This window comes from Paenibacillus sp. 2RAB27, assembly GCF_052115445.1.
Taxonomy (GTDB): Bacteria; Bacillota; Bacilli; order Paenibacillales; family NBRC-103111; genus Paenibacillus_E.
On the sequence record NZ_JBFRGR010000001.1, the window covers coordinates 420,521 to 446,697 of the forward strand.

The following is a 26,177-nucleotide window of genomic DNA, read 5'->3' on the forward strand; positions in this document are numbered from 1 at the left end:
GTTTAATGGATATCTTTCTTCTTGAATCTTCCGCCTTTGACATCGTGGATATTGCCAACTGCAAGAAATGCTTTGGGGTCAAGTCCATCCACGATGGATTTCAACTTGGCTTCTTCCAACCGTGTAATCACACAGAAGATGACTTTCTTGTTATCTCCAGAGAATCCGCCTTCACCTTCTAAATAAGTGACGCCGCGTCCTAAGCGATCCAGAATTGCTCCGCCAATCTCTCTAAAGTGGTCACTAATAATCCATACAGACTTCGACTCATCGAACCCTTCTATGGTGACATCAATCATTTTATAAGCGATAAAATATGCGATTAACGAGTACATGGCACGGTCCCACGTATAGACAAACCCTGCACTTCCAAGAATGAATAAGTTGAAAAACATAACGATCTCGCCGACCGAGAACGGAATTTTTTTCGAAACGAGAATCGCAATAATTTCTGTACCATCCAATGATCCCCCGAAACGAATAACCATTCCCACGCCAATACCAAGAATGATCCCGCCGAATACTGCGGCTAGCAACGGATCGTTCGTAAGTTCTTTCACAGGATGAAGCAAGGCTGTACCTGCCGACATAACAAGAATAGCAAAGAGGGTAGATAAGGCGAAGGTTTTACCAATCAATTTATAACCGATGAATAAGAAAGGGATATTTAATAATGTCAAGAACACACCAATTGGACCTTGGGTCAAATACGATAAAATGATCGAAATTCCCGTAATGCCTCCATCAATAATTCGATTAGGCACTAAAAAAATTTCCAACCCAACAGACATTAAAACGGCACCAATGAATAAGAATAATCCACGTCGAAAAAACGCACTTTTTGTCATTTTCCGGTGTTGTAGCTGCATAACTGCTTCTCTTTTTAGTTGCATTTGTTCTTTAGCCATACGTGATCCCCTCCTAACTTATATCCTCTTTATAAGTATTCTTGATATAGCCACGATTTTCCTGCAATCAATCTATTTTTCATAGAGATACCATCGAATAATGTCGAAAGGCATGGTATAATATCAGGTATTCAAAGGACTTTTAACTTATTTTTGTACAGGAGAATCTATGAAACAACACATTGAACGATTGTTATTGGTAATTCGGCCAAGACTACCACTTTTACTTCTTGCACTAATCCCTGTTCTGATCATGGAAATCTTGAGCCGTGGGAACTACACTGAAATGATGTCTTGGAGCTTCAAGCATTTTATAGAGCTTCTTTTCAACGAATGGATCGTAGTAAGTCTTCTATTGTTATTCGTTGCCATCATAGGGCGAACTCGAATCGCGTATTGGGTGATCGCCGGTTTCCTCATTATTTTGGCCCTTATTAGTGGCGTAAAGCTCAAAATTCTAGGCGTGCCTTTGACGCCATGGGATTTAGTCGTAGCTGGCGAAGCCTCGGATATGGTGAAATATTTATCTAACATTTTGACTTTTAATGTCTTATCTGTCATTCTCCTGTTCCTTGTTGGCAGTTATTTCATCCTCTACCGTACAACCATGTTTATTAAAAAAGCAGCCTTAAAAGAACGTGCAATTCTTGCTGGAATTGGTTTAGTTATGTTTCTAGCTGTTTATACGGATCTGCCTTTGCCTGTTCAGAAGTGGTTTGGCATCGAAGCCGCAGTTTGGAATCAGGTGCAGAACACCAAAACAAACGGATATGCGCTTGCAACAGTACTGAATACCAAAGAAATGTTCTCAAATAGCCGAGAAGGTTATAATGATAAAGCCGTTGAAGCTATCGTGAATGCATCTCCGACGCCACCGATTAAAGCGGGAGATTCCTACACAAAACCAATTAAACCTAATGTTATTGTTATTTTAAGTGAAGCTTTCTGGGATCCAACCCTTATCCCCGGCGCGAAGTTCGACAAAGATCCGATTCCTTTCTTCCATAAACTACAGAAGACTGGAACGAGCGGAACGATGCTTTCACCTCAGTATGGCGGTGGAACAGCCAATGTGGAATTCGAAGTTCTTACAGGCAACTCCATGCGCTTCTTACCACAAGGCTCCATTGCCTATAATCAATATATTTCAAATGAAGTCGATTCATTAGCGAGTATTTATGCACGTCAAGGTTATACTTCGACTGCGATTAGCCCCTTTTATAATTGGTACTTTAATAGTAATAAAATCTATCAAGATTTCGGCTTTTCCAAATATATTCCGATTGAGTATTTCAAACCGACATACTCTGGGCCTTATATTGCGGATAGCGAAGTTGCTGCTAACATTATTCATGCAACTGAGCAAAGCGCAGGCTCTGATTTCGTGTTTGCGAACACAATGGAAAATCATTTTCATTTCTACCCTGGCAAATTCCCGAAAAATACGTTTAACGTAACAGGCAACTTCTCCGCTTCCTCGGTTGGTATGCTTGAAACGCTTGCTCAAGGTATTAATGGGTCGGACAATATGTTGAAGCAATTAGTGGAATACTACGAGAAAAAAGGCGAGCCTACGATTATTGCATTCTGGGGCGATCATCTGCCAGCGCTAGGTGATGATTACGCAACGTATATTGACACGAAGTATATTAGTGGTAAAGATGATCCTGATTTCTTGAAAAAAATGTACAGTGTACCATTGGTCGTATGGAACAATTTCGATACAGAACGTAAAGACAATTTGAATATTAGCCCTTCCTTCTTAGGTCCATATTTAATCGAATTATCGAAGCAACAAGGCAATTATTATACAAATTTCTTAACGGAATTGGCTAAAAAGTATCCAGTCATCCCGCCTAAGGATCATTTTGCTGAAATGAATATTAAAGAAAGTGATTTGAAAGATTACGAAACTTTGCAATATGATATTCTCTTCGGAGATCGACACGCTTATAAGAACTATTTAACACCGATCATCGATCCGAAGTACATGCTCGGTTTCGGTCCAATTAGCCTAGATAAAGTGGAAGCCGACTCACAAGATATATCAGGTCGCACGAATTTAACACTTACTGTCTCCGGTAATAATCTTCCCCCACTGGGTTACGTAACTTTGAACGGGAAAGTGATTCCGACGACTTGGAAAGACGAGCATACGGTTACCGCATCAGTGGAAGGAACTTTACTTAAAACAGGACTTTGGGATATCCAAGTACAGGTTAAAGACTCCAAAGAAACGATTGTCGGCAAATCGAATTCGGTTTCCATCGATATTGGTGGACGTTAAAAAAAATATTGCCAGTCCCTAATTCTCACTTTGAGAATTGGGGCTTTTTCTTTTTAACATGCTGATGAAAATAAGTAAGAGCTCATCCCGTTATAGGATGAGCTCTCGTTACTAATCTATAAATTAAAGATTAATGATTTTACCAGTCGCTTCGGATTCGAATGCTGCCAGAATCACTTTCAATGCTTGGTAACCCTCTTCGCCAGAAATGCGAGGCGGTTTGTTATCTAGAATGCTAGTAACGAACTCGCTGATAACTCCGCTAGATGTTTGTTTCTCATTCGTTGCTACTTGACCTACCTTGTAACGCTCAACTGTACCATTACGAAGCTCAACGATTACTTGATCGTTAGGGTCTGTATCAATTTTGATAACACCATTCTCACACCATAGAACGGTGGAGTTGTCTTGACCTTTGTAATAAGTCCAGCTTGCTACTAGGGAACCTGTAGCTCCACTTTTCATACGAAGCAAGCAAGTCGCATTATCATCAACGTCTGTACCCTCTTTGTGAAGTGTACCAACGAATGCTGCTACCTGAGCAACTTCATCATCAAGCAACCAGCGGATAAGATCTGACTTGTGTACGCCTAGATCGCCCATAGCGCCCATAATGGCTTCTTCCTTACGGAAGAACCAGCTCTCACGACCATCAATGCTCCAGCCCTCAGGACCTGGGTGACCGAACGATGTACGGAATGTAAGAACTTTCCCAAGCTTACCTGACTCCAAGATTTCTTTCGCTTTCACATGTGGAGGCATTAGACGTTGGTTGTGACCAACCATCAAGAATACGCCATTTTTCTTAGCAGCTTCAATCATCGCTTCGGATTCAGCAGCTGTAGTGGCCATTGGCTTTTCAACTAGCACATGCGCGCCAGCATTAGCCGCGGCAATGGAGATTTCAGCATGAAGGTAGTTTGGTGTACAAACGCTAACAGCATCAACTTTCTCAGCTTTTAACATGTCAACATAGTTGCTATAAGCTTTACCGCCATGCAATTCAACGTAGTGCTGAGCTCTTTCAATGATCGGATCAACGAATGCAACTAGCTCAACATTTGAATTGTTTGCGTATTCTGGAATATGTCTATGTTTGGAAATGGAACCACAGCCAATGACGGCTACTTTAATTTTACTCATGTGATAAATGCTCCTTCAATTATAAGAATAAATTAGTTATGAACGTTTAAATAATGCTCTTTAACCCAGTTGAAGCTGTTTTCAATACTAGTTAAAGGTGCTTTCTGGCAGTTATCTTGTTCTACGACAAGCCACTCTACACCAGCTTGCTCGGCAGCAACGATAACTTTATCTAAAGGAACATCGCCTAAACCTAGCTCCAAAGTAACTAGTTTACCATCAGCATCTTTCGTGAAATCTTTGAAATGCACTAATGGAAGACGTCCTGCATATTTGGCAATGTATGCCAGTGGGTCTTGACCTGCGAATTGTACCCAACATACGTCCATTTCAACTTTAATAGCATCGTTATTTGCATACATTGCATCGAAAACGAACTCATCTTCCACTTTGTAATGGAATTCGAAGTCATGGTTGTGATAAAGGAATTGCAAGCCTTGTTTTTGCGTCTCAACCGCAAGTGCCTGGCACTCAGCAATTAGAGATTTCCATTGTTCAACGTTTTCACGCTCTTCTGCACCAACATAAGGGCAAATGGCATATGTAGCACCGATTGTTTTCAAATAATCGATCTCGCCTTGAAAATTATCTCGGAATCTTTGCAAGCTGATATGGCTTCCGAAACATTTCAATCCAAGTTCATCTAGCAAACCTTTAAGCTTATCTGCAGGCATGTCATAATAGCCAGCAAACTCAACACCCTCATATCCTAGCTTCGCAACATGGCGAAGTGTACCTTCCATATCACGAGCCATATCATCTCTCAATGTGTACAATTGAAGTCCAATTCCTAAACGTCCCATTTGTTCTCCTCTTTTCTCATAGTGAAATCATTAATAGTAATCTTGGCATAAGTATAATCGAGATTAGCCTATTATGACCATTCACGATATAATTAAAACATCTCTTATTTGGCTACGAAAGGCGAAATGACATGGAAGCTGAACTATTAACTTGTGGGTATTCTTTTCATATGGACCCGTTTTATAATAATAACAAATCAGGGCTACTTTATTATCTTTTTCGATTACAGACAGAAGGCAGTTGTGAAGCCCTTGTTGATGGTCGTATGATCCCGATTGAAGCAGGCCATCTGCTTTTGTTTAAGCCCGGCGATCCTTACGAGTTGCGAATCGAAAAAGCGAAGACGCAGCCTGATCAGAAAATCGCCAGCGGTGATTACTACTTATTTTGCAAAGGTGATTGGATTGATGCATGGTGGAAACGCAACAACAAACCTACTTGCATGCGCATCGACCTCGACCCCAGATTGATCTCACTATGGCGGCAATTAAGCCTAGAGAAACGCAGAATGGAAGAAGAGAATCCCGAGCTAAGCGGTTATTTGCTCCAAGCACTGTGCCTTTATCTTGAACGCGCTGCGACAGAAACAGTGCAGGGTCGCCCTTTCACCGGCACTCGCATGAAACGATTCATTGAGGCACATGCTACTGCCGCGTTCAAAATTGAAGATGTTGCAGATCATGTAGGACTTAGCATTTCCCGAGCTGTCCATTTGTTCAAAGAATATTTTGGTAAAACAATGATCCAATATGCCACAGAAGTACGTCTATCCAGCGCGGTTGAGCGTATGCATGATAGCTCCATGTCCTTAGAACAAATCGCTCTTAGCTGTGGATTTGGCTCTTACCCTTACTTTCATCGTGCATTTAAACAACGTTTCGGTACCTCACCCAAAGCCTATCGACAAAACATGCAGTACACTTAAACCTATTCATTTAAAATAAATTCACACAATATTCAATTTTCCTAACCAATATATGAAACAATTTTAGCTCCTAAATCGTATTATCTATATACGAAAATACATAGCAATCTCTTATTTGTCTTAAAATTGTAAAACTATTTTAAGGTTCTATTAATAATAATCCGATATGCTAGTACTATATCCAATTCTTAGGATGGTGGAACTCATGAAAATGTTTATAACGATTCATAACAAACCTGTACCCGTATACTCCGATGAGAAAAATAAAAAGAAGTTCAATTTACTGAAGTCAGCACTTGAGGCCAAGGTTACCAAAGGTAGAGCAACACTCAAGAAATGTCTGGATTCAATCATTAGCATCGAAATTGTCGGGTGCGAAGCAATTCTTCATTCCCTGAATGAACGAGATTCGTTAGCTTTATCACTTTACTAAAAAAAGCCTGAAATCCATCCGTGGATTTCAGGCTTTTTTACTTATAAGTACTTCTGCTCTACGATGTTAAGATGATGCTGGGCATGTCCTGCGATCACGAAGGCAATCGCGCGGGCAGAAATGGCGAATGTATTCGCTGTCCCAACGCGTGTCCATGCTGTTTCAGTAATTGTAGGCAATAAGGCCAACGTAGCTTGTCTCTCCGCTTGGAAATCTTTCACCAAATCCGTTAAGGCCATATCGTCGAAAGTTGTATTGGCAATAAAAACATCTTGATCAAAGCCAGGTAAATCCATCGTGTCTCCGCGAGCAATGCGCAGTAATCGATAGCTCATAATGCGCTCTGTATCCGTGATATGAGCCAGCACTTCCTTCAAACTCCACTTCCCTGGTGCGTAGCGAGATAAAGCCTGCTCCTCTGTTAACTGTGAAAATAGAGATACGAGTGCCTTTTCTTGACTGTTCAAAATGGAACCATAGTCCCCTTCGGGCACCAACCCGATATAACCCGTATAGTAGGATGAATATTCGTCATGACTTGGTCGTTGCAGCATGTTAGAAATGTCTCCCTTCACTTATATGATGGTTTGAATCTTTCTATCATATCGCAAAATTCCCGAAAAATGAATCTTCTTCAAGTGTAAGTTCAGCCGAATCATTTTCATACCAGTCCAGTGAACTACAACATCGCCTCATCTATTTCACAGAAACAATTTTCTGTGATATCTACAAGATTATTATTTATGTCTCGCGGCTGAACTACAGCCTGTTTAATTTCTTCACGTTCCCCAAATTTAATAATAGTTGTTGCAAATACGACAGAAGATTATTTTTGCTGAGTTAATCTCTGAGCAAACACGCGATATGCGAAAACCCCCATTTTCCCAAAAAGGGAAATGGGGGTTACTCACTGTCTTATAAATTACTGCTGCTTAGCATTCAGCAGCCAGATTTTGCTTTGGAAGTCGGTATGCAATCCGACGACAGGAATACCGGCGTATAGCAAATGGTCGCCGGGGAAGAGCCCTTCTGAGCCTTCGATTTGATAATCGAAGTCAGGGTTGAGTCCTTTTAAGCGTAACGTCTTCAACGGCGCATATGGTTCAGCAAGCACGCGGATGAACACAACCATGGCTTGTGTCTTGTCCTCGGAGACAATCATCCACGCGGTGTCGTTCCCCTCGAACGGGCTCAACAGGCGATACATATCGCCAAATTGAACAAGCGGTCGAAGTTGTTTGTAGTCGGCAACCTGACGTTTGACGAGCTCCTTCTCTTCTTCCGTGAACTTCGTTAGATCAAGCTCATAGCCGAAGTTACCTGACATGGCTACATGGCCGCGGGTTTCCAAGGACGACATGCGATGTACTTGATGATTAGGAACAGCAGAGACATGCGATCCCATGGAACTAACAGGGTACACGATACTCGTGCCATATTGGATTTTCAAACGGCATACGGCATCCGTATTATCGCTCGTCCACGTTTGCGGCATGTAATACAGAATACCTGGATCGAAACGCCCACCGCCGCCGGAGCAGCTTTCAAACAAGATATGCGGGTATTCGGTAGTAATGGCTTCCATCACGCGATACAAGCCAAGCATATAGCGATGCGCTGTCTCTCTTTGGCGTTCAGGCGGCAAGGCCGCGGAGCCAATTTCGGTCATATTCCGATTCATATCCCATTTGACATACGTGATCGGAGCACTGCTTAGGATTTTTCGCAGCATAGACATCACGCCTTCACAAACCTCTTCGCGTGAAAAATCAAGAATCAGCTGCCCACGTCCTTCCGTGCGGCGACGATCTGGTACATGCAGGCACCAATCTGGATGTTTGCGATACAAATCACTCTCTGGCGATACCATTTCAGGCTCAAACCATAAACCGAATTCCAATCCAAGCTTGTTCACTCGCTCTACCAAATCTTCAAGTCCATTTGGAAGCTTCGCCTTATCGACAACCCAGTCCCCAAGTGAAGTCGTGTCATCATTTCGTTTTCCAAACCAACCATCATCCAATACGAAAAGCTCTATACCAAGCTCTTTTCCGGCACGAGCAATACTCTCAATTTTATCAGCATTAAAATCGAAATACGTCGCTTCCCAGTTGTTAACGAGGACAGGTCGTACACGATCACGGAACTCACCACGGCACAGTCGCGAACGGTAAAGGCGGTGGTAGGATCTGGACATTTCACCAATCCCCTGACCGGAGTATACCATAACAGCCTCAGGCGTTTGGAACTGTTGTCCTGGCTCCAGCAGCCAGCTGAAATCAAACGGATTAATCCCAATGGATACACGTGCTGTTGCAAAAGGATCGACTTCCGCATGCGCTGCGAAATTCCCGCTGTATACTAGGTTAAAACCATACACATCACCGTAGTCTTCATTGGCATCTTTGGCAAGTAATGCGACAAACGGATTATGTGAGTGACTGCTAGATCCACGACGGCTTTCAACGGTTAATTTGCCTGGAGCCAAGGCTCTTCTTTCAATATGACGTTCACGCGCCCAACTCCCTGAAAGCTGCAACAGATCCCAATCAGCATGGGAAAAGTCTACGCTCATACTTAATGCTCGCAAAAGCTTAAGATCAGCAGTTCCTTCATTAATGAAACGAACAGAACGCGTGATAGCAGCATGATTGGCGAAAATCGTATAGGACAGAATTGCTCGCAAGCCAGCAACTTTGTCAACAAGCTCTATTTCTAGCGTTTCAGCTTCATGATCCGCTTCTACATACGTAGATGGTAAGCCATCCAGTACCGGTTTCCCTTGCACGATACGATGCTTGTCATAGACAAGCTCAGTAATCGTCGAGCCATTAGGTTGCGCAACTTGATACGCAGGCTCACGGAAATCGCTTGTCCCATAAGCAGGGTATTCCTGCGGGAGTGTATCAAAAGAGATCGTTTTATTACCCTTAACCGGATTCGGGCTAAAAGAAGCTCGTTCCTTATATTGAATCACCGTGCCGAGTTGACCAGATCGTATAGAGCGGCCCCAGTACACGTGGGCTGGATAGGAACCATTAATAAGTTGAATCACATAGCTCATCTGATTATTTTGCAAATGGAATATACCTTGTACAGGTTCAAAAGAAATCGACATTATAAATCCCTCCTATTCTCTATTATCGTGTCCTGAAAGAAACAAAACTATGGAGAAACTACACCTACATATGGAGGAATGTCGTTTTTTCGCAAAAAAATAGAACCAAGACCTCCAATCGGTCTCAGCTCTATTTTCATCAACATGTCTCAATTAGCCGTACTTATACGTCATTCCATGGCCACCCTTAGGATACACCCAATCGATGTTATAAGAAGGACACGCAATGCGACACGTACCACATTCAATACAATTCTCAAATGCGACAGTCGTGATCTTTAGCTTTTTTTCCCACTCATACACATCGGAAGGACAAAAATAATTACAATCCTTTGTTACACAATTCAAGCAGGTTTGTTTATCTTTAATGACAAGGTGGGATTTATCATCGCATTTGTAACGAATGGTGAACAGTTTATCTGAAATATCACTTTGGCTCATCCGTTCATCGCCCTCCATCCCTTATAGCCCAGCTTCATCAAGTTTACCGTACCGCCTGCGGCATTTTTGATGAGCTTCATGGCCATTCTTTGCTTTTCGGCTTTCGTTATCCCATCCACGAGGAACATATTGTAAGCGGCTTCGTTTACAGCACGTGGCAGTCGATCGAACAATAACTCAGGATCCTGCTCTTTCAAAAATTGGTGCATTCCTTTGTACTTCTGTAGATCTTTGTGCACAAAAGATTCTTTGATTTTATTATCGTAAAGATGCATCGTTGGGGCTGTAAAATCCCCGCGAGCTTTCGCTTCGATAATAGCCTCCCCTGCCAAACGGCCCGAGGTCATAGCGAGATTCGTCCCCTCCCGGTGGACAAAGTTAATCAACTGCGCGGCATCACCACAGACACACCAGCCATCACCAGATAGGGTTGGGATTGAATGAAAGCCCCCTTCTGGAATAAGATGACCGGAATATTCCTTGGTCTCCCCGCCTTGAATCAACTTCCGAATCATCGGATGCTGTTTAACCGCGTCAAGTACAGCGTATGGCTTCACCTTTTTATCCCGCAAATGGTTGACCATCACACCGACCCCTAACGAGATCGTTTCTTTATTCGTGTATAGAAAGCCCATACCCGCCATACCGAGTGACGTTTCGCCCATAAATTCGATGGTGACACCTTCGTCCCCCTCAAGACCAAAGCGGTCCTCAATCTTCTCTCTTGGCAGCGCAATAACCTCTTTGACCGCTAATGACACCTCATCCGGCATCCATTCCTTATGGATCCCCATGGCCTTACCGAGCAAGGAGTTAACGCCATCAGCAATGACGACAACATCTGCATATAAATCGCCGTCATCACGGTCGGTTCGTACGCCTACAACCTTATTTCCTTCACGAATAACATCCAATGCCACCGTTTCATAAATCGGAATGGCGCCTGCTGCTACAGCTTTTTCAGCGAACCATTGATCGAATTTGACCCGCAGACCCGTGAAGCAATTGTAAGGTTCTTTGTAAGCCTCATTGCGATGGCCAAACGTGACCATAGACTCTTTGCCCATCATCCAGATCCGCTGTTCAACAATATAGCGCTCCATCGGAAAATTCTTCTCTGTCCAAAACTCAGGAACAAGCTCCTCGATTTGCTTACGATAGAGGACACCGCCAAAAATATTCTTGGCGCCTGGAAACTCGCCTCTTTCAAGCAGTACAACCGATAACCCCGCTCTGGCCATCGTTAGTGCTGCAGCCGCCCCAGCGGGACCACCGCCAACGACGATCGCGTCGAATTTTTCATTCATTTCGCTTCACTCCTTTCTCGGGCGAAGGTCGCCTCTGACTGCGTCTGTGTAGTGGATATGGAGGCATCAACCACCTGAGGATGAATACCGAAAAGCGTACGTCGTTTCCTGAATTCCTCTGTAATCGCAGGAACAATTTTGAATAAATCCCCAACAAGACCGTAATGGGCAAATTGGAAAATAGGCGCTTTCTCATCTTTGTTGATCGCGACGACGACATCGGCATGACTCATCCCGACCGTATGCTGCACGGCGCCAGAGATGCCGATGGCGAAATAGAGCTTCGGTCGCACCGTCGCGCCCGTCTGCCCTACCTGATGCTCGTGGCTAATCCAGCCCGCATCAACGGCAGCGCGCGACGCGCCAACGACACCGCCTAGCGCGTCCGCTAGCTCGGCGAGAAGCTTGAAAGCATCGGGCCCACCAAGTCCACGGCCCCCAGCAACGATAATCTCGCAGTCCTCGAGATTGAGTTTCCCTGTTTCGCGCAGGAAGTCGAGCACCTGCGCGTCAATCTCTTCCTCCCGCATCGTAGCTTCGATACGGATGATCTCTCCTTGGCGCTCCGCGTCTTTCGGCAGCGCTTGGAATACACCGGCGCGCGCTGTCGCCATCTGCGGCCGGTACTGCTTACAGAGGATGGTGGCCATCATCTTCTCGGAGAAAGCCGGCCGGCTGGCCAGCAACAGCCGCGACGGCGGCGGCTCCACGTCGAGCTGCGTTGTGTCGGCCGTCAGCCCCGTCGGCAGGTGCGTTGCAATCGCACCTGCTAAGTCGCGACCTGTCGCCGTCGCGCCGAACAGCACGATCTCTGGCTTCGCTTCCTCAATCAGCTTCAGACAGACCCGGCTATATGGCCGGGTCCTGTAGTTGCGAAGCTCCGCGGCTTCGCAAAGGTAAACCCGATCCGCGCCGTAGGCCACGGCTCCATCAGCGAGATGTGCGACATTCTCGCCAATGACGAGCGCCATGAGCGGCGCTTCCAGCTTTGCTGCCAGCTTTTTGCCTTCTCCTAGCAGCTGCCAGGACACCTTTTTCGCGATGCCCTCGCGCTGCTCAACAACGATCAAAACCCCACGATATGCCGACCAGTCCGGCATCGACGGATCAATCTGTTCTGTTTCTCTTGCCATCGTGTCATCCTCCGTTCCTAACTATTAAGCCCAATCTAATAGGCTTTGCATGTCCTTCGTCAATATCTTGTCGGCCAGCTGAGCTGCGCCAGTTTCTGGACTATCGAAAGCGATCATTTCCGTTTTCACCGCTTTGATCTCGGGTACCCACGTTTTGGCAACAATCGTTGGCGAGCCTTTGAGTCCAATCTTTGCCCGCTCCAAATCTGGAAAATCTGCCGTAGTCCATACAGTAGGCTTATATCTAGCCGCTCGAATCATGCCCGGCAATGATGCTCGTCGCACTTTATTCAGCTCTTTCAGTGCGGTGATCAGTACTGGCATGCTTGTCTCTACCACTTCAATGCCATCCTCCAGCAAACGATGAACACGTACTTTGCGTTTTTCTTCATCGACCTTAACCACTTTATTGACATAGGTAAGTTGTTCCAAATCCAATCGGCAGGCTACGCCTGGGCCAACTTGTCCAGTATCACCATCTAGCGTTTGTTTTCCACAAAATACGATATCCACCGGCCCCCACGTTTCCGCAATTTTGCGAATTGTTCGAGCAACAACGTACGAGGTCGCTAGCGTATCCGCTCCAGCAAAACCACGATCCGTCACCAACACGGCGTCATCGGCGCCTAAAGAAATACATTCCTTAAGTCCTTTTTCTGCGGGCGGCGGTCCCATAGTAACAACTGTAATGCGCGCACCTTGCTCATCTTTTATGCGCAACGCTTCTTCCAAACCATGCATATCGTAGAAATTCACAATACTGGGAACACCTTGACGAATGAGCGTATTATTCTTGGGATCAATGCGAATTTCTCTAGAATCCGGTACTTGTTTAATACAGACGACAATATGCAGCATCTCTGCACCCTCCTATTTCTGCGGGGAACTGGCTTGCATGTTAAACAACTGTTCTGAGTGGGCCTGTCATCATTGTGAATTTTGTCACGTAAATGTCGATGCGTAATCGCTTTCAGCTCATTCTGTGACCTTTCGAACAAGCATATGGATAAGAATCTAAAACAGTATATGCGCGAAGATAAGGAACTTGACTAAACCGTTGAAAAAATTCAGTTACTTGCTCTCATTCGACGAGCTATTTCACTGAAAGTCATTTTCTGCGATATCTACAAGAGTCATTGAAGTAATTTAATTACTGACTTAACTGACTTAAGAGCAACTAGAATCAATCTTTTATTGAAAACCCTGTTCTCCCTCCCGTTCGAAAAAACTCATAGTGTGATTTCCCTTAATGAGAATTTTGAATCTATTTTTTATTGTAGATACCACAGAAATTGTTTTTCTCGATAGATTAGGGGGAGCACAGTGGGTGAGTCTGCAAAGTTGCGTGAGTTGAGTTAGAATGAGCAGATTATGTTGAGGGTGTGGTGTGCTTGGAGTAGTACACGGGGTAGCGTGGATTGGGTGAATTTAGTGAAAAGAGTAGAATGCGTGAATCGAGTGAATTGGGTGAATTAGTTGTGGATTGAGTGAATTTCGTTGTTTGAGTAGATTGACCGGATTGTTTCACGCGTATCGTTTGGGAAGGGATTGAATKGGATGTATGGTTAAGTTAGCTGCTATGTTTTGGATACGTTAATTGTACTAAAAAACTGCCCACTGGCTTTTCAGCCATATGGACAGTCTTACAGATACCTAGTGAAACAACGTTAATATACTGTGATGAATCGATCAATGTGCATAGTGTAGACAAGGGGGAGTACTTACGCCTCCACATTCACCTTGGTATATCGATTCGCTGGAACTGGTATACCTAGATTCCCGCGAAGCGTATCTGCTTCATACTCTGTTCTATACAATCCGCGCTCTTGTAGAATGGGTACTACGTAATCAACGAAGTCGTCCAATCCTTTTGGCAAGGCAGCGGCGATGATAAAACCATCAGCGGCATTTTCTTCGAACCACGCTTGCACACGATCTGCAACGTATTCAGGCGTGCCTGTGAATTCGTTACGAGGCGTAGCTACATTTAAAGCGACTTGGCGCAGTGTTAGGTTTTTCTCTTTGGCTGTTTGCTTAATTTTATCGGTTCCGCTACGGAAGCTATTGCTGCCAAAATCACCTAGGTCAGGGAATGGCTCATCCAACGGATACTGAGAGAAATCGTGATGCTCGAAGAATCTCCCTAGATAATCGAGCGCTTTGTCAATTGTGACGAGGTTCGCGACTTCTTGATATTTGCGCTCGGCTTCTTCTTCTGTGAGTCCGATTATCGGGGCAATGCCCGGTAGAATAACGACTTCATCCGGATTGCGGCCTTCCGAGGCTGCTCTTTTTTTGATATCAGCATAGTAAGCTTTCGCTTCGTCAATCGACTCATGTCCTGCAAAAATCGCATCCGCCACTTTCGCAGCAAACGCTCGGCCATCCTCTGAAGCGCCTGCTTGGAAAATGACCGGTTGCCCTTGTCTTGAACGAGCAATATTCAAAGGCCCCTGGACGGAGAAATATTCACCTTTGTGGTTCAAGGTATGAAGCTTGCTTGGGTCAAAAAACACACCGCTCTCCTTATCACGCACAAAAGCATCATCTTCCCACGAATCCCATAGCCCGCGTGTCACTTCCAAATATTCATTAGCGATCCGATAGCGCTCGGGATGTGAGGGGTGCTCCGCTTTGCTATAGTTTTTGGCTGAACCTTCCAGTGGAGAGGTAACTACGTTCCAACCGGAACGTCCGTCACTGATTAAATCAATGGATGCAAACTGACGGGCCACGGTGAAAGGCTCACTATATGACGTTGATAACGTCCCCACCAGGCCAATGTGCGAGGTGACCGATGCTAACGCGGAAAGAATGGTAATTGGTTCGAACCGATTAAGAAAATGTGGAATCGATTTTTCGGTAATATATAAGCCATCAGCAATAAATACAAGATCGAATTTACCGGATTCGGCTTTCTGTGCTTGCTGTTTATAAAAGCCAAAATTCACACTGGCATCCGTAATCGCCTCAGGATGTCTCCAGCCTGACACATGACCACCTACCCCATGAATGATGGCACCTAGTTTGATTTGCTTTTGTTTTGTCATCGTTTCTCTCCGTCCTTTCACAATATCGCTGCAGTCTGTATGTGCAGCCGATAGCTTTTCACGAGTATTTCACCTTTTTGGATATCCTTATCGTAAGCACGTTCGAAGCCTAAACGTTCATAAAGCTTCACAGCCGATTCCATCATATCCGAAGTGTGCAAATGAAGTGTAGCAGCACCTAACTCGGCAGCGCGTCTCACATTTTCTTTTATTAGTGCGGTAGCGATTCCCTTGCCTCTGGCACTTGGCGAAACCGCTAGCAAACGAAGGATAGGTGACTCAATCTCAAGCTCAGGCGCTCCGTATGCGGCTTCGGAGGATTGAAACAACTGTGAGCTACCCACAACTTCATCATCGATTAGTGCAATAATACGCGCGATTGGCTTGCTACTATCCACGGAGGCGATAATATTTTCCTTATATTGATCCCATCCTTCAGGAGGTAGTACATCCCGATATTGACCATAGGCATCTTCCAGAACTCTGCGGATCGCTTCGCGGTCACCATCATTGGCTTCCCGAATGTGAATGTCTTTTGCATCCGTCATACTGAATCCCTCCCTAAACGCGCGCTTCCAGCGCATTCTTGATTCGTGCAATTTGTGCCAAATGAACCTGCACATGTGCGATAAAGGAGTCGACCACATCTTTGAGTGTGAGTGTTTGTCCTTTGAAATTAACGCCTGTTTTCTCCCAATCATCGGGTGTTAATCGTCCAAAAAGCTCATGGTTATATACGAGTAAAGACTGAAATAAAACTAAAATATCGGAAGCTAAGCCTTCATTGGCTTTGGCGCTGCTGACCCATGGATCTTGATCAAAAGCCGGCAATATGGCCGATGCACCCGAAATAATAGCGCGGATTCGGAAGGAAACGACAATATTATGGTCAGCCAAATGAGAGAGAACCTCCGTTACACTCCATTTATCCAGCGCTGGCTTCCAAACTAATTGCCCTTCGCTCAGTCCCTGGATAGCTTCCTGAAGTTGTTGATGCGTATGCAAATAAGCTGATAAATCGGGAGTCGTTGTGCTCATATGGATACCTCCACTGGGTTGTCGGATGATAGGTCTTCTAAGGCTTTCTGAGCTAAAATAGCAAAATATCGCGCACTAATTGGCAAAGCTCTTTCATCAATATCAAAACCAGGATGATGCCACTCTTGTGGACCTGATGTGCCCATAAATACGAAGACTCCAGGAATTTCCTTCTGATAAAAAGCAAAATCCTCGCCTGCTGGTGACGGTACAGGAGTAATAATATCCAGACCAGCTTGATCTGCAGCTTCTTTCGCCAACTGAGTTAATTGTTTATCATTGAACACAGATGGTGGTCCTTTGATCCATCGAACAGCAGCTTGCGTCCCATAAGCAGAGGCTACACCATGCACAACCTGCTCCAATCGCTCGATCACTAGTGCGCGGACATTCTCATCAAATGTGCGCAGCGTACCATCCAGAGTGGCTTTATCAGGAATCACATTCCACGCAGTTCCACTATGAATGCGTGTCACACTAATGACTGCACTTTGCAATGCACTAACATTGCGGCTAACGATAGATTGAAGTGCCGTGATGATATGTGCTCCCGTTACAATCGGATCGATTCCCGCTTCCGGGACAGCCGCATGGGTGCCGCGTCCTTCCACTTCGATCACGAATCCGTCAGCCGCTGCCATCAGAGGCCCATCTTTGATCCCTATCGTCCCGACAGGAAGATCAGGCTTGTTGTGCATGCCATAAATCGCGCGAACCCCTTCTAGTGCGCCGCTGCTTATCACCTGCTCCGCGCCTTGCGCCTTCTCCTCCGCTGCTTGAAAGATGAATCGAACTGTTCCCTTTAGCTCACTCTCGTGTTGTTTGAGCAATATCGCAGCGCCTAGCACAGCAGCCGTATGAAAATCATGACCACAAGCATGCATCTTACCTGCTACTTGCGACGCATACGGAAGCCCAGTATCTTCTTGAATCGGAAGGGCATCGATATCAGCCCGTATAGCAATAATCGGCCCTTCCTGCAAGCCGCCGACCTCTGCAATAAGCCCCGTTTTCAGCTTGAAATCCGCAATACGAATCCCAGCTTCCGAGAGCCAGCCACGAATCGCAGCCGTTGTTTGTATTTCCTCATGCGATAGTTCAGGATACTGATGTAAATGACGTCGGATCCCCACCAGCTTTGGTGCCAATGTTGATGACGTCTGTTGGAAAGTTGTTGCACACATATCACATGCCTCCTTCGAACCTACACCAACAATTCCGCGAAAGCTTCACTCAACAGTTCAAAGGAACGCAGACGTTTGCTAAAATCTTTCACGGATGTCGTTACAATAAATTCATCGATGTTATATTTTTGTTGAATCTCGAGCAGTTTCTGACGTACGATCTCTTTGGTACCCTTCGTAATTTCCGCCTGCTTCTCTTCAACGGTAAACTTGGCCTGCGTTTGGCGACCATATTCCTCCGCTTGCTCAAGCGTGCCGACGGTTAACGTCTTGCCATTTTCCAAATGAATTTTGACATTCTTGTATTCGCCTGCAAGCTCGGCAGCTTCTTCTTCCGTATCAGCTACGATAAGCGAGAGTGCCAAGAGAAGCTTGGGTTGTGTGCCTTTTTCGGTGTTAAAATGTTGATGATAAGCTTCAAAAGCTGCTTCAGCAATTGCATGATCCCCATTGATGAATTGGGCAAAAACATAGGGTAAACCGGCCTCAGCAGCGGACTGTGCGCTCGCGGCACTTGCGCCGAGGATATAAATATCCACAGGCACTGTAGGAATTGGCGAGACTTTCAATCCCTTCAAGGGATGCTCATCATGCAGTTGATTTTTTACGAATTGCTGCAGATCCTCCAACTTATCCGACAAGGTAGCTGCTTCTGTAATTCCCTGTTGCAATGCTTTCGTTGAACGAGGTAATCCGCCTGGAGCACGGCCGATGCCGAGATCTACTCTGCCTGGAGCTAGAGAAGCTAATACATTAAAGTTCTCAGCCACCTTATAGGGGCTGTAGTGCTGCAGCATGATGCCGCCTGAGCCAATGCGAATGCGCTCTGTTTTGGCCAATAAATATGAAATTAAAACCTCGGGCGAAGAGCCCGCTACTTGTTCGGAATCGTGATGCTCGGATACCCAGAATCGGTTATACGAGAGCGACTCCGCCTTCTGTACAAGCTCAATCGTATGCTGAAAAGCGTCATAGGCTGTTTCGCCTGGAAATACGACACTTTGATCTAAAATGCTCAATTTAATCCCCATGTTCCTACACTCCGTTTCCATAACTGAGTTGATGCTATATGTTGTAGCTCCATTCAGGCGTAATGCGCTTCAGGAATTGTTTCGTACGCTCTTCTTTGGCATTGCCGAAAATATCCCTCGGTTTGCCTTCCTCCACAATGACACCTTCATCCATAAAGACCACATGATTGGCCACTTCTCTGGCAAAGCCCATTTCATGGGTGACGATAATCATCGTGATACCTTCCTTCGCAATCTTCTGGATCACGTCCAGCACTTCACCAACAAGTTCAGGATCGAGTGCGGATGTCGGTTCATCGAATAAAATGACTTCAGGATTCAGTGCCAGCGCACGTGCAATACCTACACGTTGTTGCTGTCCGCCGGATAGTTGACTTGGATATGCGTCTAACTTGCTTCCCAACCCCACTTTCTCCAACACTTTTACACTGGTCTCTCTCGCTATGTCTTTCGATTGCTTTTGCACAATGACAAGGCCTTCCATGACGTTTTCGAGGACCGTTTTATGCTTGAACAAATTGTAATGTTGGAACACCATGGCCGTTTTTTGCCTGAGCGTATGAATCTCACCTTTGCTGGGACGCTTGCAATTCACGGTGAAATCCCCGATTCTCACTTCACCAAGACTCGGCTTTTCCAAATAGTTCAAGCAACGGAGCAGCGTTGTTTTACCTGAACCGCTGGGGCCAAGAATACAGACGACTTCTCCTTTTTGCAAGGTAAGGTTGATCCCTTTCAGCACTTCGTTTTTACCAAACGATTTGGTGATATTCGTCAGTTGAATCATGACACGCCACCTCGGTTATACAGATTGATTCGTTTCTCTAGTAAGCCTGTGGCTCGTTCGATCAAGAAGGTGATCCCCCAGAACAGCAAGGCTGCTGCAATGTACGCTTCGAAAAATTTCCAATTCGTCGTTGCGACAATTTGTGCTTTGGCGTTGATTTCCACTACAGATACGGTAAAAGCCAGTGTGGAACCGTGCAGCATGCCAATCAACGTATTGGATAAGTTCGGTAAACTTACGGCTAATGCTTGTGGCAAAATAATTCGTCGTAATGCCTGTGTCGTCGTCATCCCGATTGAATAAGCAGCTTCCATCTGCCCTCGATTAATCGCCACGATTCCCGATCTGACTACCTCCGAAAGGTAAGCACCAGCAGTGATGGAGAAGGAGAGAAAGGCAAAGCCGATCATAGGTATAGACACAGAACGGAAACTCCAACCGAAAGCAACCGCAATCGAGTCAATGATCATCGGCAATCCGAAATAGATAAGCAGCAGATGCATAAGCATCGGTGTACCTCGAACAAATGTCACATAAGCTGTTGCGATATAATGAATATAAGGCACGCGGTATAGTCGGATTAAGGCTACGGAAGCACCTATTAGAAATCCAAAAAAGACAGAAACTACGGTAATAAGCAGTGTAGTAGGCAGTGCAGAAAGCAATTGAACAAAAGCCGTCCATATGAATCCAGGATCGATACTCATGCTTGGAAGCCCCCTTTATCCGGCTGCGAGGACCATACACCTTTGAACCATCGGCGCGATAATGGTTGACGTTCTTCCGTCACAAGCGGTTGCTCGTGTTGGAGCAAACGTTTCTCGATATAGATAAACAGCTTTTCTAGTCCAAAGCAGATCACGAAGTAAATGATGGATAACGAAATGTACGTTTCCATAAAATGCTGTGTGGCCGCTCCGAGCGTTTGTGCTTTCCCCATCAATTCCATTGCACCAAGCGAGAAGGCCAATGAGGTATCTTTCAAGTTGGCAATCAACAGGTTCGTAAAGTTGGGCAGCGAAATCGCAAGTGCCTGCGGCATAATAATGCGGGTAAATGCTTGGTAGCCCGTCATGCCTACAGAATAGGCAGCTTCTACTTGCCCTTTGTCTACAGCTTTGACTGCTGCACGGATGACCTCAGAAATATAAGCGCCAGAGTGTAAAGCAAATGTGAGAATAACAAATGATAAGACTGGGGCTTTGGAGACATCCACATGGATCGCCTTCAGCAGTTCAGGTAAGCCGTAATAGATCAGAAATAACTGGATCAGAATCGGTGTTCCGCGAAAAAAGGAAACATAGATCTGAGATAGTCTTTGCACGATCGGTATTTGATAAAGCCGGGGCAATGCAATGAGAAATCCAAAGACGACCCCGAGCACCATCGAGCAAGCTACGATGAAAAGGCTAATATGGATGTAATTCAGCAATTTAGGCAGGAAATCAAATACATAGGTGATATCGAATTGGGTTGCCATGATGGTGATCTCACCTTTCTTAGAATCATGGAATGCTTAGCTATTTCGCATCATCTTTCTTGGTATAGTCTCCGCCTAACCACTGTGTACTCAACTTCGAGAGCGTACCATCTGCTTTGACGGCTTTTAAAGCAGTGTCAATTTTGTCCGCAAGCTCTTGCCCATCTTTATCATTTTTGCGGAATAAGAAACGTACTTCAGCTTCTTCAATGATCGGTCCAACTACTTTTAATTTACTTTGCGGATCTACGAGTGGAAGCAAGAAATCCGCTCCAAGTGCTCCATCTGCACGTCCGGTTGTAAGCTGGGTGACCAAGTCGTTGGCTGCGCCACTCTGATAAACAATTTTGATCGCATTGTCATTGGCTTTGTTATAGTTCTCCAGCAATGTTGCCTCTGCACTTGTAGCCGTCGTTAATGCTTTCTTGCCTTTCAAATCATCGATCGATTTCACGGTCGTGTTATCTTTGGCTACAATAACTTTGGTTTTCCAATACGCATAGGGTTCGTTATTGAACAAATATTTCTGCTCACGCTCTTTGTTCTTCTCAATTTCGTGTGCAACAAAATCAATTTTGTTCGTTTCCAAGCTAAGCAGCAGATTAGCGAAGTCCATTGTTTTAAACTCGAACTCGTATTCTGGCAACCGCTTATCGATTTCTTTCACTAATTCAATATCGTATCCTGTTAGTTTTCCGTCCTTATCGAGAAAGGCTACATTCGGAAATTGTGTCCCAGTGCCTACGATGATTTTCTTTACTTTCACAGGTGCAGCCGTTGCTGCCGTTGAGGCTACTGGCGCTTTTGATGCATCGGCAGCTCCTCTAGAAGAAGCATTCGTTGTCTCGCTTTTCGCACCGCAGCCTGCCGCTACCAAAGCTAATGCTAATGTTGTAACCGTAAGTGTTGTGAAATGTCTCATTGTGAACCCCTCCGATTTTCTCATGTATTTAATCCTTATAATTCCTACTTGTTTTGTATGAATTATTACTATGCCTTTAATTTATCATCAAGTTGTCGAACTGGATAATAGAGTTTTTCTATATGCATATCGAGAAGTTAGATCGTATCCCGAATCGACTGAGCGATTCCTTTACATAATTCTAAAGCAGAGTTGAAAAATAAGGTGTTCTCACCATTTAACACGATCATGTTGGTTTGCAGGGAAATACCTGCAATTTCCGGAAACTGAATCGGGAACAGCTTCCCCTCCTTGACTTCCTGTTCGACGCATAGACTAGGAAGAAACGCAATACCCACACGTCCAAGTACTAATTTCTTCGCCGTCTCCAACGTATCCGTCTGAAATTCAATGTTCGGCGGTTGCTTCATACTCGCGAATAGGCGGTGTATTCGCATCCAATCGAGTGATCCGCATTCAAAGAAAACAAGGGGATATTCACCTATTTCATCAATAGTAATGGCTTCGTTACCTATAAAGGGATGGCCTTCGTAGACATAAAGGTGAATAGGATCTTCATACGCTTTGGCTGAAAGTAGATTCGGGTGACTAATGTTTCGTACAAATCCGAAATCAAGCTCTCGATTCAGCACCTTATTAATGATCTCCTCGGACGAAGCCGTAGTCAGCTTATAGTTCACATCTGGATATTTCATTTTGAGCTTTGGAATAATGGTTGGCATGATATAGTTCGAAACGGATACGGTACAACCTACACGCAACTCGTTTGGCAGGGTACGTTTCTGCTTCAATTGAATTTTACTTTTCTGAAAAGTTTGCAAGAGTTGTTGGGCATACGGCAGAAATTTCTTCCCATCATCCGTCAACGAAATCTGCTTCCCAATCCGCTCAAAAAGTCGGCAATCCAGTTCACGCTCTAGGGATTGTATGCGTGCTGTGACGGATGGCTGGGATAAAAAAAGCACTTCCGCCGCTTTGTTAAAGCTGCCATAATGAATAACATAGACGAAGGCTTCGATATTCTCAATGTTCAATTTGAAACCCTCCTTTCAGCAATCTTCCGTAAACTTATTATTCCGATTAACTAACTTGGTTTTATGTTGGTATAACTATAGATCAACACCTAAAATGTGTCAATACCAAAAAAAGCTGATCTCCCTTTCTTACTGGGAGCAGCTTTTTTCATGTTTCAACCCTATTCAACTGTTCGATTCAATCGCCTGATTAATTCGCTCTCGTATCTCGAGCATCCATTCCGTGCTGCGCGGATACACGGAGAATGTGAGTGGCTCTGACAATTCTTCTTCAATTAAGGCAACAGTTCGTTCCTTACCGATCATCGTCTCGAGCAATTGTAAAGCTCTCAAATCCTGCAGCGCTTCATGAAATACTTCCAACCGAATCGACTCAATTGGCCCCGCTTCACCTGGATAAACGAGGAAGCTGTCTCCTGAAGGAAACCCGTGTAAAGCATCAGTCACTTTGAAAGGGTCCAATGGTTTTATGGAATATTGGGAGTAGTAGAAGTTATAGCCCCAATGTAGAAACCCTTGTATGCCAAACTTGTACAACTGCAAACCAATGATTCTATTGCGTGCAGACGGCATGTTAAAGAAGCGGTTCGACACCTCTTTGAACTGTGAACAGCAATAATAAGTCCACAAATCAGGGACGCCTGCCTGGAGGAAAGGCTCGATATGATTGTTCGATGGGATCGGCTTCTGGACGATGCCTTGCTCGTAGAAGGAGATCTCCGTCAGTGCGTCGATAATCGGGTAATCCGAAGGAAGGAGCTTCTGAACGAGATCACTCGCTTTTTTATACGACGCCAAGTGTTCCTTAGTAGGCTCATCTGACACATGGAAATAACTGCAAGACGCGATGCCCAGACGACGAATGGCCCGATCAAGTTCTGGTATGAGTTGTCCCAGGAAATGAGCGTAAGCTTCCCCGGTGGCATCTGTATCCCAACCAAAAATCCGGTGTTCTACACCACCAATACTCGCTATAATCTTCGGTGTATGTTTAGCCCCCCATTGGGTGAACAGATGCGAGAATTCAAAGTACTCGACACCTTTCTCCTGACAAAGTGCAACCCAACGCTCTAACTTTGTGAACTCAAAAGCATACGTCGTGCTGATATCGATTTTACTTCCACCAACACTGACATCGATTAACTGCACGGTTGGGCGCTCACCCCCAATTACGGTATCCAGCGGTGGGGTAAAGATCGGCGTCAGAATCATATTGATACCATGTTTGACGGCAGTTTCTAGAAACTGCCCTATGCGTGACCAGTGCTCCTCACTGAATACATCAATGTTGTAATGTGTCGCAAGGCAATCCGTGTGAAACCATTCCGTATGGATGAGTTTTTGCTTCGGAAGTGTTGCTGAGAGTACAGTGAGTTCCAACACTTCTTCACTTAGCTTCTCTCCTTCTGGCGAAAGGAAACCTACATGCACGTTATACGTACCCGCAAGAACAGAGGAATCTAATTCAACGTGAATCCAGACAGATCTCCATTGGCCAGGAAGTGCGGTTACGGTTGAATCCTCAAGAGGATACAAGGGATCGGGATACAACCCCGCCGTCGTCCGCAGAACATGCCCATCATGGTCCGCATAGCAAGGCATTTCAGAAGGAACGAGACCCACAGCACGAATTGTAAAAGGAATCCCCAGTGTCGAATAGACCTCTACACCGATGTTTTTCAATAGTTGATTAGAAGTAAAAGCAATTTGGAAACCAAAGTGCTCTCCTCTTAGTACCGATGCTTGTTTGTAAGATGCTTCTTGTGGAGCTTCATCTGCAAATACTTTGGATAACGAGCTCAAGCAAATGGTTTGAAAAGTAGCCTTGGGGTTCATGTGCATATCCTCCACCGTTTAAAATTTCAAATGGGTTACTTAATCCCAATTTAACGCTTGGAACGTCCCGGTTCGTGCAGACTCTTGCGCTTTGATACACATCAGAGCGCTCATCAATCCATCATCAAGCGTCGAGATGGAACTAGCCGTCCCCTTCATAATTTCAGTGAAATTCCGAGCCAGCTTCTCATCACCGCCAAAATGATTACTCCCAGCCCCGATCTCATAGGTCTCCACCCTTGCTGTATGATGCATATGCACTTTGACAATACCTGTGTAGAAATCAAAATCTACCGTACCTTTGTACCCCATAAATCGTGCTCCACGTGCAGCAGCACCTTTTCGAATAAAGAAGTTTTGCGAATAGGACATATGCATACCGCTTTCATATTGGAACAGGGCACTGCCTGAATCTTCATTCCCTGTATCTTTGGCGTAGCAACAATACTGCCATGTTGGATCTAACTGTTCAGACGTGTTGACTGTGCTCTCCAAGCAGGTGCGATTATCTTCACAATCGACACATTTGAGCCCCGCGGATTTATTTCCTTTGAAAATTTGCTTGGATGTCATCGCACAGACAGTGATTGGTCTCTGCCCTAGTACAGCTTGTATATAATCAAGATCGTGCGTTGCTTTTTGGAGGAAAAGCCCTCCTGTTTCTTGCTCGTTTCGGTACCAGCTTTGAAAATAAACACGGCCATAAGGTACATTATTTATCGCTTGTACATGTTCTACCGTACCGATTTTACCCGATTCAATGATTTCCTTAACCAACTCCACGATGGAGGTTACTCGTAATGGGAAGGATACCACGACAGGCGATTTAGATGCCTCGTAACCTTGTTTCAAACGAAGAAGATCTTCATAGTTCGTAGCTACTGGCTTTTCGATATAAAGAGGTAGATCATGTTGTAACACTTTCAACCCCATTGTTGTATGCAGATTACAGCGAGTGCCAATCATGGCCCCATCTAGCTGCTCCGTCTCCAACATTTGTTCCGGTGTATCATAGTACTTAATATGATCCCACCCTTGCTCAAGCAACTTGGCTTTAATCTGATCTTTACGTACATCAACAATCGCTTCAATTCGGCAGTCCGCATCTGCCTTCAATACTTCTTTAATCACATGCTCAATCCTATGTCCATAACCAATAACGCCTATCTTCATGCTAGCTCCCCCTCGAACTTTGCGATACCTTGATTATAAAAGATGCACCGAAGCTTTTCTTTGTCTTGAAAGCCGATTTTTTTGTTATTTCTGCTGTGTTATGATAGACATATAGGCATTGCATCGAAAGATCAGGAGTGACA

24 protein-coding genes are annotated in these 26,177 nt (G+C 44.9%); 3 read left to right on the top strand and 21 right to left on the bottom strand.

Annotation, left to right across the window (positions count from 1 at the left end):
- Positions 1–2: 2 nt before the first annotated feature.
- Positions 3–869, bottom strand: a complete 867-nt coding sequence (locus AB4114_RS02080; protein WP_441987051.1) for a YitT family protein — start codon at positions 867–869, stop codon at positions 3–5.
- A gap of 208 nt (positions 870–1,077) precedes the next feature.
- On the opposite strand from AB4114_RS02080, the gene AB4114_RS02085 reads away from it, so the two are divergent.
- Positions 1,078–3,195: a sulfatase-like hydrolase/transferase gene (locus AB4114_RS02085; RefSeq protein ID WP_441986882.1), complete on the top strand. Its 2,118-nt coding sequence runs from the start codon at positions 1,078–1,080 to the stop codon at positions 3,193–3,195.
- Between the two features lie 123 nt (positions 3,196–3,318).
- On the opposite strand, the gene AB4114_RS02090 is transcribed toward AB4114_RS02085, so the two are convergent.
- Both AB4114_RS02090 and AB4114_RS02095 read right to left on the bottom strand, forming a co-directional pair.
- On the bottom strand, positions 3,319–4,338 hold the full coding sequence (locus AB4114_RS02090) for a Gfo/Idh/MocA family protein (protein WP_441986883.1): 1,020 nt from the start codon (positions 4,336–4,338) through the stop codon (positions 3,319–3,321).
- 32 nt (positions 4,339–4,370) lie between these two features.
- Positions 4,371–5,141 carry a sugar phosphate isomerase/epimerase family protein gene (locus tag AB4114_RS02095; RefSeq protein WP_441986884.1) on the bottom strand — a complete coding sequence of 257 codons (771 nt, stop codon included), beginning with the start codon at positions 5,139–5,141 and terminating at the stop codon, positions 4,371–4,373.
- A 131-nt stretch (positions 5,142–5,272) separates the two neighbouring features.
- Here AB4114_RS02095 and AB4114_RS02100 point away from each other — a divergent pair, with 131 nt between their 5' ends.
- Both AB4114_RS02100 and AB4114_RS02105 read left to right on the top strand, forming a co-directional pair.
- Positions 5,273–6,067, top strand: coding sequence for an AraC family transcriptional regulator (locus AB4114_RS02100; protein ID WP_441986885.1), 795 nt, complete (start codon positions 5,273–5,275; stop codon positions 6,065–6,067).
- Between the two features lie 205 nt (positions 6,068–6,272).
- Complete coding sequence (locus AB4114_RS02105; protein ID WP_028554145.1) at positions 6,273–6,500, top strand: hypothetical protein; 228 nt, start codon at positions 6,273–6,275, stop codon at positions 6,498–6,500.
- 41 nt (positions 6,501–6,541) lie between these two features.
- On the opposite strand, the gene AB4114_RS02110 is transcribed toward AB4114_RS02105, so the two are convergent.
- From AB4114_RS02110 to AB4114_RS02195, 18 genes are all read right to left on the bottom strand, one after another.
- On the bottom strand, positions 6,542–7,054 hold the full coding sequence (locus AB4114_RS02110; RefSeq protein ID WP_441986886.1) for a DinB family protein: 513 nt from the start codon (positions 7,052–7,054) through the stop codon (positions 6,542–6,544).
- 368 nt (positions 7,055–7,422) lie between these two features.
- A complete protein-coding gene (locus AB4114_RS02115; RefSeq protein WP_441986887.1) occupies positions 7,423–9,618 on the bottom strand; it encodes an alpha-galactosidase in 2,196 nt (731 codons plus the stop codon).
- Positions 9,619–9,771: 153 nt separating this feature from the next.
- Entirely contained in the window at positions 9,772–10,059 is a 288-nt protein-coding gene (locus AB4114_RS02120) for a ferredoxin family protein (protein WP_028554142.1), read from the bottom strand.
- Positions 10,056–11,366 carry an FAD-dependent oxidoreductase gene (locus AB4114_RS02125; protein ID WP_056614817.1) on the bottom strand — a complete coding sequence of 437 codons (1,311 nt, stop codon included), beginning with the start codon at positions 11,364–11,366 and terminating at the stop codon, positions 10,056–10,058. The genes AB4114_RS02120 and AB4114_RS02125 overlap by 4 nt, the downstream gene beginning before the upstream one ends.
- Complete coding sequence (locus AB4114_RS02130; protein ID WP_441986888.1) at positions 11,363–12,499, bottom strand: electron transfer flavoprotein subunit alpha/FixB family protein; 1,137 nt, start codon at positions 12,497–12,499, stop codon at positions 11,363–11,365. The genes AB4114_RS02125 and AB4114_RS02130 overlap by 4 nt, the downstream gene beginning before the upstream one ends.
- Before the next feature lie 24 nt (positions 12,500–12,523).
- Positions 12,524–13,357, bottom strand: coding sequence for an electron transfer flavoprotein subunit beta/FixA family protein (locus AB4114_RS02135; protein WP_441986889.1), 834 nt, complete (start codon positions 13,355–13,357; stop codon positions 12,524–12,526).
- Between the two features lie 863 nt (positions 13,358–14,220).
- Positions 14,221–15,549: an LLM class flavin-dependent oxidoreductase gene (locus AB4114_RS02140; protein WP_441986890.1), complete on the bottom strand. Its 1,329-nt coding sequence runs from the start codon at positions 15,547–15,549 to the stop codon at positions 14,221–14,223.
- Between the two features lie 17 nt (positions 15,550–15,566).
- On the bottom strand, positions 15,567–16,097 hold the full coding sequence (locus AB4114_RS02145; protein ID WP_441986891.1) for a GNAT family N-acetyltransferase: 531 nt from the start codon (positions 16,095–16,097) through the stop codon (positions 15,567–15,569).
- Between the two features lie 13 nt (positions 16,098–16,110).
- On the bottom strand, positions 16,111–16,587 hold the full coding sequence (locus AB4114_RS02150) for a DinB family protein (protein ID WP_441986892.1): 477 nt from the start codon (positions 16,585–16,587) through the stop codon (positions 16,111–16,113).
- Entirely contained in the window at positions 16,584–17,771 is a 1,188-nt protein-coding gene (locus AB4114_RS02155; protein ID WP_441986893.1) for a M20 peptidase aminoacylase family protein, read from the bottom strand. The genes AB4114_RS02150 and AB4114_RS02155 overlap by 4 nt, the downstream gene beginning before the upstream one ends.
- A 20-nt stretch (positions 17,772–17,791) precedes the next feature.
- Positions 17,792–18,802 (bottom strand): LLM class flavin-dependent oxidoreductase, encoded by a 1,011-nt coding sequence (locus AB4114_RS02160; RefSeq protein ID WP_441986894.1) that lies wholly within the window; start codon positions 18,800–18,802, stop codon positions 17,792–17,794.
- 34 nt (positions 18,803–18,836) lie between these two features.
- Positions 18,837–19,589 (bottom strand): amino acid ABC transporter ATP-binding protein, encoded by a 753-nt coding sequence (locus AB4114_RS02165; protein WP_441986895.1) that lies wholly within the window; start codon positions 19,587–19,589, stop codon positions 18,837–18,839.
- Positions 19,586–20,296, bottom strand: a complete 711-nt coding sequence (locus tag AB4114_RS02170; protein ID WP_441986896.1) for an amino acid ABC transporter permease — start codon at positions 20,294–20,296, stop codon at positions 19,586–19,588. The genes AB4114_RS02165 and AB4114_RS02170 overlap by 4 nt, the downstream gene beginning before the upstream one ends.
- Positions 20,293–21,069: an amino acid ABC transporter permease gene (locus tag AB4114_RS02175; protein ID WP_441986897.1), complete on the bottom strand. Its 777-nt coding sequence runs from the start codon at positions 21,067–21,069 to the stop codon at positions 20,293–20,295. Before AB4114_RS02175 ends, AB4114_RS02170 begins: the two co-directional genes overlap by 4 nt.
- Positions 21,070–21,109: 40 nt before the next feature.
- Positions 21,110–21,991 (bottom strand): transporter substrate-binding domain-containing protein, encoded by an 882-nt coding sequence (locus tag AB4114_RS02180; RefSeq protein ID WP_441986898.1) that lies wholly within the window; start codon positions 21,989–21,991, stop codon positions 21,110–21,112.
- Positions 21,992–22,128: 137 nt separating this feature from the next.
- Positions 22,129–23,025 carry a LysR substrate-binding domain-containing protein gene (locus tag AB4114_RS02185; protein ID WP_441986899.1) on the bottom strand — a complete coding sequence of 299 codons (897 nt, stop codon included), beginning with the start codon at positions 23,023–23,025 and terminating at the stop codon, positions 22,129–22,131.
- A 165-nt stretch (positions 23,026–23,190) separates the two neighbouring features.
- Positions 23,191–24,861 (bottom strand): DUF4091 domain-containing protein, encoded by a 1,671-nt coding sequence (locus AB4114_RS02190; RefSeq protein ID WP_441986900.1) that lies wholly within the window; start codon positions 24,859–24,861, stop codon positions 23,191–23,193.
- Positions 24,862–24,900: 39 nt separating this feature from the next.
- Positions 24,901–26,034, bottom strand: coding sequence for a Gfo/Idh/MocA family protein (locus AB4114_RS02195; RefSeq protein WP_441986901.1), 1,134 nt, complete (start codon positions 26,032–26,034; stop codon positions 24,901–24,903).
- Between the last annotated feature and the right edge of the window lie 143 nt (positions 26,035–26,177).